At 62.7% G+C, this 14,979-nt stretch carries 14 protein-coding genes; all 14 read left to right on the forward strand.

Annotation, left to right across the window (positions count from 1 at the left end):
• Positions 1–190 precede the first annotated feature (190 nt).
• The 14 genes from NLM15_RS16140 (at position 191) to cydB (ending at position 14,927) form a co-directional block, all read left to right on the forward strand.
• The gene (locus tag NLM15_RS16140; protein WP_254118052.1) at positions 191–472 is read left to right on the forward strand and encodes a hypothetical protein; all 282 of its coding nucleotides are present in this window, start codon (positions 191–193) and stop codon (positions 470–472) included.
• Between the two features lie 118 nt (positions 473–590).
• Positions 591–3,452 (forward strand): winged helix-turn-helix domain-containing protein, encoded by a 2,862-nt coding sequence (locus NLM15_RS16145; RefSeq protein WP_254118053.1) that lies wholly within the window; start codon positions 591–593, stop codon positions 3,450–3,452.
• Positions 3,453–3,724: 272 nt separating this feature from the next.
• Positions 3,725–4,774 (forward strand): catalase family peroxidase, encoded by a 1,050-nt coding sequence (locus tag NLM15_RS16150; RefSeq protein WP_254118054.1) that lies wholly within the window; start codon positions 3,725–3,727, stop codon positions 4,772–4,774.
• Positions 4,771–5,334, forward strand: coding sequence for a cytochrome b (locus NLM15_RS16155; protein WP_254118055.1), 564 nt, complete (start codon positions 4,771–4,773; stop codon positions 5,332–5,334). The genes NLM15_RS16150 and NLM15_RS16155 overlap by 4 nt, the downstream gene beginning before the upstream one ends.
• 120 nt (positions 5,335–5,454) lie before the next feature.
• A complete protein-coding gene (locus NLM15_RS16160) occupies positions 5,455–5,955 on the forward strand; it encodes a Dps family protein (RefSeq protein ID WP_254124254.1) in 501 nt (166 codons plus the stop codon).
• A gap of 38 nt (positions 5,956–5,993) precedes the next feature.
• Positions 5,994–6,617: a histidine kinase dimerization/phosphoacceptor domain -containing protein gene (locus tag NLM15_RS16165; protein WP_254118056.1), complete on the forward strand. Its 624-nt coding sequence runs from the start codon at positions 5,994–5,996 to the stop codon at positions 6,615–6,617.
• A 137-nt stretch (positions 6,618–6,754) separates the two neighbouring features.
• Complete coding sequence (locus NLM15_RS16170; protein WP_254118057.1) at positions 6,755–7,354, forward strand: HdeD family acid-resistance protein; 600 nt, start codon at positions 6,755–6,757, stop codon at positions 7,352–7,354.
• Between the two features lie 3 nt (positions 7,355–7,357).
• Entirely contained in the window at positions 7,358–8,191 is an 834-nt protein-coding gene (gene fdhD / locus NLM15_RS16175; protein WP_254118058.1) for a formate dehydrogenase accessory sulfurtransferase FdhD, read from the forward strand.
• Positions 8,192–8,212: 21 nt separating this feature from the next.
• Positions 8,213–8,875 carry a YoaK family protein gene (locus NLM15_RS16180; protein WP_256565721.1) on the forward strand — a complete coding sequence of 221 codons (663 nt, stop codon included), beginning with the start codon at positions 8,213–8,215 and terminating at the stop codon, positions 8,873–8,875.
• Positions 8,876–9,039: 164 nt separating this feature from the next.
• A complete protein-coding gene (gene fumC, locus NLM15_RS16185; RefSeq protein WP_254118060.1) occupies positions 9,040–10,476 on the forward strand; it encodes a class II fumarate hydratase in 1,437 nt (478 codons plus the stop codon).
• 45 nt (positions 10,477–10,521) lie between these two features.
• Positions 10,522–10,926 (forward strand): hypothetical protein, encoded by a 405-nt coding sequence (locus tag NLM15_RS16190; RefSeq protein WP_254118061.1) that lies wholly within the window; start codon positions 10,522–10,524, stop codon positions 10,924–10,926.
• A 42-nt stretch (positions 10,927–10,968) separates the two neighbouring features.
• Positions 10,969–12,507, forward strand: coding sequence for a malate dehydrogenase (quinone) (gene mqo / locus NLM15_RS16195; protein WP_254118062.1), 1,539 nt, complete (start codon positions 10,969–10,971; stop codon positions 12,505–12,507).
• A gap of 15 nt (positions 12,508–12,522) precedes the next feature.
• The gene (locus tag NLM15_RS16200) at positions 12,523–13,938 is read left to right on the forward strand and encodes a cytochrome ubiquinol oxidase subunit I (RefSeq protein ID WP_254118063.1); all 1,416 of its coding nucleotides are present in this window, start codon (positions 12,523–12,525) and stop codon (positions 13,936–13,938) included.
• 2 nt (positions 13,939–13,940) lie between these two features.
• Positions 13,941–14,927 carry a cytochrome d ubiquinol oxidase subunit II gene (cydB, locus tag NLM15_RS16205; protein ID WP_254118064.1) on the forward strand — a complete coding sequence of 329 codons (987 nt, stop codon included), beginning with the start codon at positions 13,941–13,943 and terminating at the stop codon, positions 14,925–14,927.
• The last annotated feature ends 52 nt before the right edge of the window (positions 14,928–14,979 follow it).

The following is a 14,979-nucleotide window of genomic DNA, read 5'->3' on the forward strand; positions in this document are numbered from 1 at the left end:
CTCTTTGTGCATCACTCTTGCGAGAGGGTGTGCGGGGAATATCCGGTGGGGTGCGCGGGTTATCGACGAGACGTCTTCGAAGCTGAATTCTGTCACGGTTGTCATAGTCGCTCGCGCGAACGTGCATGGTCGAATTGCTCGCGGCATCCAGTTCTAGGTGCAGGTCATAGAAACATGTGGAGTGTGAATCATGAGACTTCTCCCGCTTCTCTGCATCGTCGCCTGCCTTGCGCTCGCGGGCGCCGCATTTGCCCGCGCGGGAATGGGATCCCACATGTCGATGGAGAGCGGTGGCGCGCTCGGTACGAGTGCTGCTGCGCCGGGAACGAACTCGCTCGGCACCGCGCTTCCGTCGTCAGAGGGTGGCGGTCACGCTATGAAAGGACCGTCACTCGGCACGGATGCGGCCATTGACAAGGAGGACGCCCGGCTCGAGAAGATGCTGGAAGGATCCATCTGCCGCGGCTGCTGACACGCCAGCATTGCGAGACTTGCTGCGGGTGTCTGGCGGCCTTGGCCGCCGGACAAGCTGCGTCTTCCGCAAGCGTTGATGATACGCTGGGCGCAAGATCAAGCAACCGATCGAGGCTATGCCGATGATGGCCGGGCCAAGCCAGCGTCCCGTCTACGCCTGCGACAAATGGGAGATCGATCTTGCCAGACGTGAACTGCGCTCGATGGGAGAGTGCGTTCCTCTGGGCGGTCGTGCCTTTGAAATTCTTGCGGAATTGGCTCAGGCCGAAGGCGAGCTGGTCACCAGGAACGACCTGACGCAGCGGGTCTGGCGCGGCGTCTTCGTCGAGGAAAGTGCACTTCGGGTCCATATCGCGGCGATCCGGAAGGCCCTCGGTTCGGATCGCGACATGCTGGCGACCACGGTCGGCCGAGGCTATCGCCTGCTGGGTTCATGGCGGACCCGGCAGATGGACGCCCCGCTACAATCTGCCGCACCCGAGCTGCTGCCGTCGGCCAACATTCCCAATGCGTCATTCGTTCTCATCGGCCGCACCACCGCGCTCGCGCGTTTGTGGGAGCTTTTATCGGCCTATCGCGTCGTGAGCCTCGTCGGGCCTGGCGGGATCGGCAAGACGGCACTTGCACTTCAAGCCGCCAGGATGCCGCCAGCCGGCTTTGCGGCCGACCGGTTGCTGGTCGAACTGGCCTCGCTGCCCGATCCCAAGCTCGTGTGCTCGGCCGTCGCCGGCATGCTCGGCATCAAGCTCGAAGGGGAGGAGATCGCTCCGGATTCCATCGCGCGCGCGATTGGAGCCAGGCCGTTGTTGCTCATTCTCGACAATTGCGAGCACGTCGTTGATACCGTGGCCGAACTGGCCGAGACGATCGTCAGCCGCTGTTCCGGAACGACCGTCCTGGCGACTAGTCGCGAAGCGCTGCGCATTGAAGGTGAACATGTCTATCGCGTTCCGGCCCTGGGTGTGCCGCCCGAAGCGCGGCGCGAGTCCGATGCCGCATCGGCCTACACGGCGGTCGAATTGTTCACGACCAGGGCGAAAGCGCTGGGCTCCAGCTTCGCGTTCGACGAGGAGAATCTCGATGCCGTCGCCGCCATCTGCCGCCGGCTGGACGGCATTCCTCTCGCGATCGAGTTCGCGGCGGCACGTGCTGTGATGCTCAGTCCGCCGAAGATCGAGGCGCTTCTCGACGACAGGTTCAAATTTCTGACGACCGGCCGGCGTACTGCGTTGCCCAGGCAGCAAACGCTTCGTGCGACGCTCGACTGGAGCTACGATCTCCTGCCGGATGTCGAGGCGCGGCTGCTACGGCGCCTCGGCGTATTTGCCGGAGAGTTTCTGCTCGATGCCGTGATTGCGGTTGCCGGCGAAGGGATGGGCGATGTCACCGCGGAACTTGCCAATCTGGTTGCAAAGTCGCTCGTCCTTGCGGATATCCGCGGCGAACGCCCCTACTATCGCCTGCTGGATACCACGCGCGCCTATGCGTTGGAGAAGCTCCGCGCCAGCGGCGAATTTCCCGGCGTAGCGCGCCGCCAGGCCAGATACTATTGCGGGTTCTTTGCGAATGCGGAAGCTGACAGCGAAGTGAAGCCGCAGGCGGAGTGGCTTGGCTTCTATGGCCAGCACATCGATAACGTGCGGTCCAGCCTCGATTGGGCTTTCTCGCCCGGCGGCGATGCGCAGATCGGAACGGCGCTGACCGCAGGGGCAGTCCCGCTCTGGGTACAATTGTCGCTTCTCGCCGAATGCCGCGAGCGGACCGAACTCGCATTGGCAAGCCTCGACGACAGTGCCACCGGCTCATTGCGGCTCCGCATGCAATTGTCGGCCGCGCTTGGTTGGTCGCTGATGTACGGCGTTGGCAGGGCACGGGAGGCCGGTCCGGCCTGGGCTGCGACCCTGCAGCTTGCCGAGCAGCTCGGCGACGACGACTATCTGCTGCGTGCGCTTTGGGGGCTCTGCATCGATCAATTCAACAATGGCGAGTTCCGCAAGGCATTGGAGTTCGCGCACCGTTTCGCGAGTGTCGTGGCCGATTCTCACAATTCCGTCGACCGGATGATGGGCGAGCGGCTGCTTGCCACCACGCTGCACTACCTCGGTGATCAGCGGTTGGCGCATCATCACATTGGGCGGACCTTGTCTCGCCTTTCCGATCTGACGGCGAAGCCGCAGGTGATCCGGTTCCGGTTCGACCTGCGAGCTTCCGCGCGCTATTTCCAGGCGCGCATCCTATGGCTTCTCGGGTTGGCGGATCAGGCATTGAGCGTCGTCGAGCGCAATGTCGAGGAGGGGCGTGCGAGTGGCCACGCCCTGACCTTCTGCAGCGTACTCGGCCAGGGCGCCTGTCCGATTGCTTTCCTGGCCGGTGATCTCGACGCGGCGGAACGCTATTGCACGATGCTGATCGAGCACACCGAACGTCATCCGATCCGCCTGTGGAACGTGTGGGCGCGCGCCTTCAGGGGGATGGTGATCGCGCGAAGTGGCGATGTCGCCGCGGGACTGACGTTGCTGCGCAAGGCGCTCGAGCTGGCGGGCGAGGCCCGCTTCCTGCCGCGCTTCCTGCTTCCTCTCGGCGAACTGGCGGCATGTCTCGGAGAGGTCGGTGAAGTATCGCTAGGGCTTGCGACCGCGGACGAGGCGCTTGCGCGCTGCGAGGCGAGGGATGAGCGGTGGTACGCGGCCGAGCTCTGGCGCATCAAGGGTGAGTTACACCGGCATCCCGGCGAATATCACTCGGCTCTCGCCGCCGAACAGTGCTTCGACAAGGCGTTCGAGGTGGCGCGCGGCCAAGGTGCGCTGTTCTGGGAATTAAGGGCGGCCATCAGCCTGGCGAGGTTGATGGCGAGTCAGAGCCGTCCCGCCGATGCACACCGAATCCTGGCTTCCGTGTACGGCCAATTCACCGAAGGTTTCGAGACCGCCGATCTCAGGCTCGCGAAAGCGATGATGACGGAGTTCTCGACTTCGTGAACTTGACGGGCGATGCCCCAGCGGATGCCTCCGGGGGCATCTTCGAGCATCACGATCGATGTTGAATCGCACGAAAAATTTCGAGAAGACCCGAATCCGGATTGGGATCCCGGCGAAGGCCGAGCAAGTCTGCTCAGGCGGCGTGCCTTCCCGAAATTGGCGGTAGGTTCGAGAAGATCAGGACATGGACGCCGGCTACAAGGAAGCTCGCTCGGTCAGAATCCCGCACGCATCCGGTCGCCGGGCGGTCCGCGCATCGCAAAGGAGACCGAATGAATCAAGAAAAGCCACCGCATTCGGGTCTTGGATCCCTGGTCCTGATCGCAGCCGTCCTCGGCGGCGGTGCAGCTGCGTTCGCATACACTGCGGGGTGGCTCTCGCCGGGATGTCTGACGCCGGAACGGATGATCGCGGCGCTGACGCCTCCGAGCGGCGCACCACTCGGGCACCGGCGAAATCATGCCAAGGGAATCTGCTTCACCGGGACATTCGAGGCGAATGGAAACGGCGCGGAGCTCTCGCGGGCCAAGGTGTTTGTGCAGGGTCAATATCCGGCCCTGGGTCGGTTCAATCTCGGTACGGCTGATCCGAATGCGGTCGATGCGACCGTGCGCGTACGCGGCCTGGGATTGCTGATCACGACGGCAGACGGCGAAGAGTGGCGGTCGGCGATGATCAACCCCCCGTTCTTTGCGGTCTCCACGCCGCAGGCGTTTCACGACCTGCTGATCGCATCCGGCAAGAAGGATCCAGAGGCGATGAAGGCGTTCATTCAGACCAACCCGGAATTCGGTCCCTTCGCGGCCTGGGCCAGGACGGCGCCCTGGACCGGCAGCTATGCGGAGGAGCCCTACAATAGCCTCAACAGCTTCATCTTCACGGACGCCAGAGGTGGCGACCACGCGGTGCGATGGTCACTGCTGCCCTCGGCGCAACCTATTCCAGTCTCGCAGGCTGACCTCGAGACACGCGGTCCGGATTACCTTGAGCAGGAGATCACCGAACGGGTTCGGACCGCTGGTCCGCTACGATGGACCATGGTTACGACCGTAGCCGATCCGGGTGACCCGACCGCGGATCCGAGCAAGGCCTGGCCGGATAGCCGTCGCAAGATGCAGGTCGGAACGCTGATCGTGCAGCGGATCGAGCCGGAGCGCGATGGACCCTGCCGCGACATCAATTTCGATCCGACCGTCCTGCCGCAGGGAATCCGGGTGTCGGATGATCCGTTCCCGGCGGCACGCTCATCGGTCTACCGCAAATCCTACGATCTGCGCGCGGCCGAAGCCGGAGACTATCCGCGAACCGGGACCAGGCCATGACCAGCGCTCCTCATCGTTTTGCTCTGATCCAGCGCTTTCTTCACTGGCTGATGGCGGCTTGCATCCTCGCCATGCTGTTCATTGGCGTCGGCATGGTCTCCACCGTCGCGCCGAAATATCTGCCGCTCATCCTGGTCCACAAGACGCTCGGCCTCACTCTGCTGGTCCTCGTTCTGATCAGGCTGGCGTTGCGACTGTACTACGGTGCGCCGCCTTTGCCTGCCGATCTTTCGAGAACCATGACGTTGGGGGCAGCACTGTCGCATCAGCTCCTCTATGTCCTCATGATCGTCATGCCGTTGCTCGGTCTCGGTATGCTCTGGGCTGCGGCCTATCCGGTCGTCCTGTATGGCGGGATCCGAATTCCCGCGCTGCTGCCGCAGAGCGACTTCGTGCACACGCTGCTCTGGAATGCCCATGTCTATCTGGGCCTCGCGTTCTTTGCCCTCGTTCTGTTGCATCTGGCGGCCGGATTGTTCCACGCATTGATCCGTCGCGATGGCGTATTCGGGGCGATGTCTCTTTTGCCGCTGCGGGACAGGACGACACGCGCGGAATGAACCCGCTGCGACGGCAGGCGCCCTCGCAGGCGTGCGATCCCAAAAGGATCTTCCGCGTCGGAAAGAATTGTCGCGCACCGCGCGGCTAGATTGTTCGAACCTCCAACAAGGATGCCGATCATGACCAAAGCAGACCTCCAAAGCCCGACGGATCTCGGAGCCAATGCAAACCGGGACGTTCCAGCCGCGCTGAGAGCGCTGCTCGCCGACGTCTTTGCGCTCTACCTGAAGACCAAGAACTTTCACTGGCACGTTTCGGGCAGCCACTTTCGCGACTACCACCTTATGCTCGACGAGCAGGCCGACCAGATCTTCGCCATGACCGACGACATTGCCGAGCGCGCACGCAAGATCGGCGGCACGACGCTGCGCTCGATCGGCCACATCGCGCGCGAGCAGCGCATTCTCGACAATGATGCGGACTATGTCGACCCGCAGGACATGCTCGCTGAATTGCGCAGCGACAACCAGCAGCTGACGCGAGAAATGCGCCGGGTCCACGAACTTTGCGACGAATACGGCGATGTGGCCACCGCAAGCCTCCTCGAAAACTGGATCGACGAGACGGAACGGCGGATCTGGTTCCTCTACGAAACCGGCCGAAGCGGCCCGACTTCGTAAGTGCAAAGCGCGCCGTTCGGCCGGGAAGCGGGTGAAGGATGAGCAGCCTCTCGGAATTTGTGCCGGACGGCGGTGTCAAGGCGGAGCGCCTAGTGCTGCGCGAGCTCGCGCATCGGATCGACGACGAGCTTGCCTTGGCGATCGACCTGGTGTCGCAGGCGGTCGATCGTTGCGACGGCGCGGAGGCGAGGACGACCCTCGCTTCCGTGCAGGAACGGCTGGAAGGTCATGCACAACTTCACCACGCGCTGCAAATGCCGCAGTTCACCACGACCGTCGATCTGGCGGCCTATCTCTTGCAATTGTGCCGGTCGATCAGCCGCTCGAGCCTCGAAGACAAGGGTATTGCGCTCTCGCTGCTGCTGCGTCCGCTGAAGATGAACTCCGAGCGCTGCTGGTTGCTGGGCATGATCATCTTCGAACTGATCACCAGGGCGGTGCGCCACGTGTCCCATGGAGGAGCGGGCGTTATTCGTCTCGAAGTGTGGCTCACGGCGACGTCGATCGCGTGCTGCATCATGGACAACGGCTCGTCTGACGAGATCAGGTACCGGGAAGAAGACGGTTCTATCGTCGAGTTGCTTGCAGCGCGTCTGAACGGGGCGGTCGACGTCCGTGCCGGTCCCGACGGGTTCAGAACCGTCGTGAACATCCCGCGCTAGTCGTGAGTCTCGCGCAACGATGCGCATCGTGCGGATGAAATAATCCTGTTGCGTCCTCGAAAGATGGCTCGAGGGCGATCTCGATACTCTGTTCCCGTTCACGGCCGGCGGACGGGTCGTGCAAACAGGATCAAGCCATGACGGACATGTCGAACTCCAAGGCCTCGCTTGGAAGGGCCATTCACGCGATCACAGGAAAATGGGGCTGGTTCGTTGCACTGGGGGTCGGCGAACTGATCCTCGGTGGTGTTGCATCTGCCAATCTGATGGCGGCGAGCCTCGCTTCCGTATTGGTCATTGGTGCCACCATGGCGGCCGCCGGCATTTTCCAGATCGTGCAAGCGTTTTCAGTGCACGGCTTGCGGGGATTCCTGCTTTGGTTGCTGGCGGGGATTGTCTATGCCGCCGCCGGGGCGATCATACTCTACGATCCGATCCTGGCCTCGTTCGCGCTGTCTCTCGCAGTGTGTGCCTTCCTGGTCGTAGCGGGGGTGACCAGGATCTGGGCCGGCTTTCACATGCGGCCAGCCGCGGGTTGGCGTTGGATCGTCGCTGCCGGCATCCTGACGTTCTGCGTCGGTCTCATGCTGGTTGTGGCTTGGCCCGCCATCGGTTTGTGGCTGCTCGGTGTCATGCTGATCGTCGACCTGATCTTCCAGGGATGGGGATTCATCGCATTCGGGATCGCGCTCAGGAACCGTGCCTCCCGCTATCGTGCCGAACCGGCGACGGTATGAGCCATGGAAGAATCGACATTCACGCGGCACTGGGAGATTGCCTGGCGCGGCGGTCAGACGAAGTCCACTTCGCGGCTGGTTGCCGAGGAGACCGCCATCGCGCTCACCTATAACGGCTCGACCCATGCGGTGATGATGGGAACGCCGGGAGATCTGGAGGATTTCGGTATCGGCTTCAGCCTTACCGAGGCCATTGTCGAACGCGCGAGCGAGATCAGGAGCATCGAACTGATCCTGAACGATCTTGGCGCCGAGGTTCGGATGTGGCTCGATGGCGACCGCGCGGCGTCCCTGGCTGCACGGCGCCGAACCATCAGCGGCCCCGTTGGATGCGGGCTCTGCGGCATCGAGAGCCTCGAACAGGCTCGCCGTGCGCCGGCGCGGGTGAAGGGCCGGGGCGTCGCCTTTCACGCGCGCGACTTGCTGGGCGCCATGCAGGCTCTTTCTCCGCACCAAATCCTGAATCAGCAGACGCGCTCCGTCCACGCGGCGGCTTTCTGGCATCCTCGCACCGGCATCGGTCCGGTCAGGGAGGACGTCGGCCGGCACAATGCGCTCGACAAGCTCGCCGGTGCGATGGTGCGCGAGGGGAGATCGGCGTGCGATGGCGCCGTGCTGCTGACGAGCCGCGTATCGGTCGAGATGGTGCAGAAGGCGGCGATGCTCGGTGCGCCGGTCATCGTGGCGGTGTCAGCCCCCACCGCACTCGCCATCAAGACCGCGGATGAAGCGGGGATCACGCTGCTCGCGATCGCCCGTGATGACGGATACGGCCTATTCACGCATCCGCGCCGCGTTGTGCTGCCTGATGGGGCCGCGCCGCGTACGGGCTGCTGAAACTGCGGGTCAACGAGTATGATGAAGCAAGCCGCAGCTCCGGAGCCGGTCGCCGGGACGTGCGTCGGCGTCCATGTTCCGGAGCGATCGCTCCTCGCGGCGTCGCTTCTGAGCATGTCGGGCGGCTTCCTGGACGCCTTCACCTGGCTCTCGCTCGGCGGCGTGTTTGCAAGCTCGCAAACCGGCAATGTCGTCTTCCTCGGCATCGACGCCATATCCGGGCAATGGCAGCAGGCGGCCCGCCACCTCCTTCCGCTTGTCGCCTTTCTCCTCGGCGCATTGGTGGCAATCCGCGTCAAGGCCCCGTTGCTCTGCCTCACCGGAGAGATCGTCTGCCTGTTCGCAGTGATGTTGTTGCTTCATCGGGTTCCGGACATGGTCGCGATCCTCGGGATCTCCTTTGGCGCGGCGCTGCAGTCAGCCAGCTTCAGGCAGGTCGAGCGCTGGAAATATCTCTCCGTCACCGTCACCGGGAACATGCTCCGGGCCATCGACCAATCCGTTGCGTCCGATCGCGATGCGGCGCGTGGCACTGCGGTCATGCTTCTGCTCTGCCTGATGTTCCTGTCGGGAGCGGCCATCGGGGCCTGCGTAACCAAATGGCTGCACGCCTTGAGCCTTGCCCTGCCGATTGCATCGTCGGCGTGTGTTCTTTGGCTCTGTCGGCCGCCGCGGCGAAGCTGAGCTGGATTCGAGTCTCATATATTCGCTCATGGATGGTCCGGCGCGCGCGGCATGCCATTCGGCAAAAGGACGTTCATTCAGGGAAGCGTGCGCGCCATGCGGTGCGTACACTTTTCAACAGCACAGAGATGGCCTTCCGACTTCAACTGCCACGAGAGGCAAGGATGGACGAGCTTCGCAGAGAGACAGACAGCCTGGGTGAAGTGGACGTTGCCGCGGACAAGCTCTGGGGTGCGCAGACGCAGCGGTCGCTCGAGCATTTCAGCATCGGCAAGGACCTGATGCCGCGTGAAATGATCCAGTCTTACGCGATCCTGAAGAAGGCGGCTGCGAACGCCAATTGCGCTGGCGGCCGTCTCGACGGCAGGCTCCACAAGCTGATCGTGCATGTCTGCGATGAGATTCTCTCCGGCCAGCATCAAGAGATGTTTCCGCTTCATGTCTGGATGACGGGCAGTGGAACGCAGTTCAACATGAACGTGAACGAGGTGATCTCGAACCGATGTTGCCAGCTTGCGGGCACGCCTCTCGGGAGCAAGCAACCCGTTCACCCGAACGATCACGTCAATATGTCGCAATCGTCGAACGACAGCTTTCCCTCGGCCATGTACATCGCGGTCGCGATGAACGTGACCCAGCGCCTCGTTCCAGCGGTCGAAGCGCTGCACGACGCGATCGCGGCGAAATCGAGCCAATGGGGTGACGTCGTCAAGATCGGCCGAACCCACATGCAGGACGCGACGCCCCTGACGCTCGGGCAGGAATGGTCTGGCTATGCCGGCATGCTCGCCGACGATCTGGCGCGCATCGATGACGCGCTCAAGGGCGTCTTTCGTCTCGCTCTGGGCGGCACGGCCGTCGGCACCGGCATCAATTCAGCGCCGGGCTTCGCCGAGGCTGTCGCCGCCGAAATCGCGCGGCTGACGGGGCTGCCCTTCGTCAGCGCACCGAACAAGTTTTCCGTTCAGGGTGCGCATGACGCGCTGGTGCAGCTGTCCGGCACGCTTCGCACGCTCGCGGGGTCGCTCTACAAGATCGCGAACGATATCCGTCTGATGTCCTGCGGTCCGCGCGCGGGCTTCGCCGAATTGCTGATCCCCGAGAACGAGCCTGGTTCGTCGATCATGCCGGGCAAGGTCAACCCGACTCAGGCCGAGGCGCTGACCATGATCGCCGTGCAGGTGATGGCGAACGACGTCGCTGTCGGGTTCGGCGGCGCCGGAGGCTACCTGGAAATGAACGTCTACAAGCCGTTGATCATCCATAACATCGCGCAGTCCGTCACCATCCTCACTGACGGATGCGCAAATTTTCGCACCTTCCTCGTCGAGGGCACCGAGCCGAACCACAAGAAGATCAAGGAGTATGTCGAGCGGTCGCTGATGCTCGTCACCGCGCTGGCGCCCGTGATCGGCTACGACAAGGCGTCGCGGATCGCGCACTACGCGATGGACAATGATCTCACGCTGAAGGCGGCGGCGCTCAAGCTCGGTTTCGTGACCGAGCCGGAGTTCGACCGCATCGTGGATCCCGTGAAGATGGTCAAGCCCTATGTCGCCGAGATCAAGGTGCCACTCGCAATTGGCGCGAAGGCCGGCTGAAGAGGGGCGAGGCGGCAATCCAACAACAGCGCAAGGAGAGACGCGATGATCCGTTGTGTACGCCTATGGACTGGAGACGATAACAGCTCGCATTTCGAGGAAGGCGTCATCGAACTCGAGTCCGGCCAACGCGGCGACTTTCTTACCGACAAGATCGATGTCGCCAGCGTCTCGTTTCAGGAAACTGAATCGGGCGGGGCGTTCTCCTGGCACACCGCGCCGGTCCGCCAACTCGTGCTCACGTTGAGCGGAACGTTGGATTTCCAGACGCGCGACGGCCATCACTTCCTCATTCATCCCGGCAACGTGCTGCTTGCCGAGGACACCGCGGGCTCGGGGCATAGCTGGAAGCTGACGGACGACTCATCCTGGCGTCGTGCCTACGTGGTCCTGCGACCGGAAGCCCGAGTGCCGTTCCGGGCCAAAGCGAGGCAATCGGCTCGGGTCTGATCAGGCAATCCAGAACAGCAACATCCAACAAAGAGAAGCACCATGCAAACGACTTCCGACCGCGAAATCGACGTCGTCCTCATCGGCGCAGGCATCATGAGCTCGACGCTTGGCGTCCTTCTCAAGGAGCTCGAGCCTTCTCTGGCAATTGAGATGTTCGAGGTTCTTGACGATTGTGCGCTCGAAAGCTCGGACTCCTGGAACAATGCGGGCACCGGACACGCGGCAAACTGCGAGATGAACTATACGCCGGAACGGTCCGACGGCAGTATCGACATCTCCAAGGCACTTCAAGTCAACGTCGAATTCGATCTCTCCCGGCAGTTCTGGTCCTACCTGATTGGGAAGGGGGCGATTGCGGATCCGCGAGCCTTCATCCATCCGGTGCCGCATATGAGCTTCGTGCACGGCGCGCAGAATGTCGCATTCCTCAGGAAGAGGTTCAAGGCGATGTCGGCCCATCATTGTTATGAGGGCATGGAGCATACCGAGGATCCAAAGCAGATTGCCGAATGGGCGCCGCTGGTCATGGACGGCCGGAGTAGTGACGAAGCGGTGGCCGCAACGCGCATCGTCACTGGCACCGACGTCGACTATGGAGCGTTGACCCATCTGCTGGTTAGTCATCTCGTCAGCCAGCCGGGCTGCGCCGTCCACTACAAGAGCTGCGTCACCGGCCTCGTCCGCGAGCAGGGCGGCCATTGGCGGATCGAGGTGCGCGACACCATGAGTGGCGAAACGCGGTCCGTTCGAGCCAAGTTCGTCTTCATCGGCGCCGGCGGTGGCGCGCTGCCGCTGCTTGAGAAGTCCGGTATCCCGGAGGGGCGCGGTTACGGCGGTTTTCCCGTGAGCGGGATCTGGCTGCGCTGCGACGATCCGGAGATCAACGAGCGTCACCATGCCAAGGTCTACGGTAAGGCCGCGGTCGGCTCGCCGCCCATGTCCGTGCCGCATCTCGATACACGCGTGATTGGCGGTCAGCGCTCGTTGCTGTTCGGCCCTTATGCGGGGTTTTCGAGCAAGTTTCTCAAGCACGGCTCGCTGCTGGATCTATTCGAGTCCATCCGCCCCGCGAACGTCGAGCCGTTGCTTTCCGTGGCACGTGACAATTTCGATCTCACCGAATATCTGGTCGGGCAGGTGTTGCAGTCCGAGAGCCATCGCCTCGCCGCTCTCGATGAATATTTCCCCAAAGCCGATCCGAAGGACTGGAGGTTGCAGGTTGCGGGCCAGCGCGTCCAGATCATCAAGCCCGATGTCAAGCGGGGCGGATTGCTCGAGTTCGGAACCGAGCTCGTCGGGGCGGACGATCATTCGCTGGTGGCTTTGCTCGGCGCCTCGCCGGGCGCGTCCACTGCGGCCTTCATCGCCATCAGCGTTCTGGAAAAATGCTTCGCCGGCGAGCTTACGGCAAGCGCCTGGCTGCCGAAGCTGAAGCAGATCATCCCGTCCTATGGGGTGTCGCTGATCGACGACGCGGAGTTCTGCCGGCAGATTCGCTCGACGACAGCCGCGGTGCTCAAAGTTATCGATATACCACGTCCTGCGGCGCGCGCGGAGTTGGCCGCGAAGCGAGCCTGAGAAGGGGACTGTCCGATGGACCCGACGGCGCTCCTTCTCTCGCGGCTGCAGTTCGCCTTCACCATCTCGTTTCACATCATCTTCCCGGCGTTCACGATCGGGCTTGCCGCCTGGCTTACCGTGCTCGAAGCGATGCACCAGCATAGCGGCAAGCCCGTCTACCGGACTCTGTTCGAATTTTGGCTCAAAATCTTCGGCGTCGCCTTCGGCATGGGCGTCGTATCGGGGGTGGTGATGGCGTTCCAGTTCGGAACGAACTGGAGTGTGCTCTCGAAGATGTCGGGTCCGATCCAGGGCCCGCTTTTGTCCTACGAGACATTCACCGCCTTCATGCTGGAGGCCAGTTTCTTCGGCATTCTCGTCTTCGGCAGGACGCGCGTACCGCCTCGGTTCTACCTGTTCTCGACTGCAATGGTCGCGCTCGGGACGACGCTTTCGGCATTCTGGATCATGGTGAACAACAGCTGGATGCAGGTGCCGACCGGCTACGTCATGCAGAACGGCCAGTTCGTGCCCGACGATTGGATGCAGATCATCTTCAACCGCGTGGTCTGGGTGAGGTTTCCGCACATGCTGCTCGCCTCCTATCTGACCGGCGCGTTCTGCGTGGCCGCAACCGGGGCGTGGTATCTGCTGCGGCAAACCTACCGCGCCGAAGCGCACGTGATGCTGCGCATGGGCCTTGCACTCGCAGCGGTGCTGCTGCCGGTGCAGCTCTTCATCGGACATCTGGTCGGCGACTACGTCCACGATTATCAGCCGGCCAAGTTTGCGGCGATCGAGGCGCGCTGGCACGACGAACAACCGGCCTTTGAGGTGCTGATCGCGATCCCGGATTCGAGCGCCGAGACGAACAGATACGCCATCTCGATTCCGCTGCTCGGGAGCATCATCGGCAGCATGAGCCTGACTTCGAAGGAGGTCGGTTTGACCAGCTTTGCACCGCAGGACCGGCCGCCGGTGACGATCCCGTTCTTCGCCTTTCGTATCATGGTTGGCTGCGGTCTTTTGATGCTGGGGCTGGCCTGGCTCGGGACCTGGCTTGGACTCAGGCATCGCCTCGAGCGGAACCGCCTGTTGCTTTGGGGAATCTTCCTCAGCTTTCCGCTGCCCTGGATCGCGATTCTCACCGGCTGGTACACCGCGGAAGTCGGACGTCAACCCTGGACAGTTTACGGGGTGCTGCGGACCGCCGATGCCGTGACGCCGTTCCTGACCGCGTCTGCGGCGACGATCTCTCTGGTTCTGTTCGTCGCGGTCTATGCCTTCATCTTTTCCTTCGGGATATTCTACATCTATCGACTGCTGCGAGCAGGTCCGGCGGGCCTGGGCGGCAAGCCGCTGCACGCTCCCGCCATGCCCAACCGGCCGATGTCGCTCGCCGATCGGAAGCCGCTCGCGGCCCGCAATTATGTTCAGGCTGGAGAATGACCATGGTGACATTCTGGGTGGCCCTGCTGGCGATTAGCATTCTGATCTACCTTCTGCTCGACGGCTTCGACCTCGGCGTCGGAATCCTGTTCCTGTTGCCGAACAGCGAGCCGCGTCGGCAGGCGATGCTGGGCGCGATCGCGCCGTTCTGGGATGGTAACGAGACCTGGCTTGTTGTGACTGGCGTGATCCTGTGGGGGGCATTCCCGGTGGTCTATGCAACGGTGCTCTCGGCGTTCTACATTCCGGTGATCTTCATGTTGCTGGGTCTGATCCTGCGCGGCGTCGCATTCGAATTCCGAACCAAGTCGCAGAGCTCACGCTGGATCTGGGATATCAGCTTCGGTGTCGGTTCACTCGTTGCGAGCTTCATGCAGGGTGTGATGGTGGGTGCGCTGGTCGAGGGGCTGCCCATCGTGGACGGTCAATATGCCGGCGGCGTGCTCGGCTGGTTGAGTACGTTCTCGGCCTTGTGCGGTGCCGGACTGTGCCTCGGCTATGCGCTGCTCGGTTCGTGCTGGCTGGTGAGGAAACGCGGCGGCGCGGTTCGCGACCTGGCGCGGAGCCAGATCCCGGTGCTGGCGACCGGGGTTCTGCTGTTCCTGATCCTTGTCTTCAGCCACGCGCTGATCCAGCACCTGCCGATCCTGCATCGCTGGATCGAGCGGCCCTATTTGTTCGTGTTTCCGGCGATCGGCGCCGCGGCCGCCTGTATGCTCGCCTCTAGCATTTTACGACACGACGACTACTGGCCGTTCCACATGGTCTCGCTGATCTTCATATCGGCGTTCGGCACGCTGGCATTGTCGTTCTGGCCCTACATGGTTCCCTTCGCCATCACCATCGACGAAGCCGCTGCGCCCCATGCCAGTCTGGCCTTCATGTTCTGGGGAGAGGGTCTCTTCATCTTCCCGCTCATGCTGCTCTATGTCGCGATTGGCTTCCGCGTCTTCCGGGGCAAGTTCGAGTCGGAATCCGCTCGCTATTGATTTATGCGGGATCGTGGGTCGACAAAAAGAAAGGCGCCGATTGCGGCGCCTT

Source organism: Bradyrhizobium sp. CCGB20, from assembly GCF_024199855.1.
GTDB lineage: Bacteria > Pseudomonadota > Alphaproteobacteria > Rhizobiales > Xanthobacteraceae > Bradyrhizobium.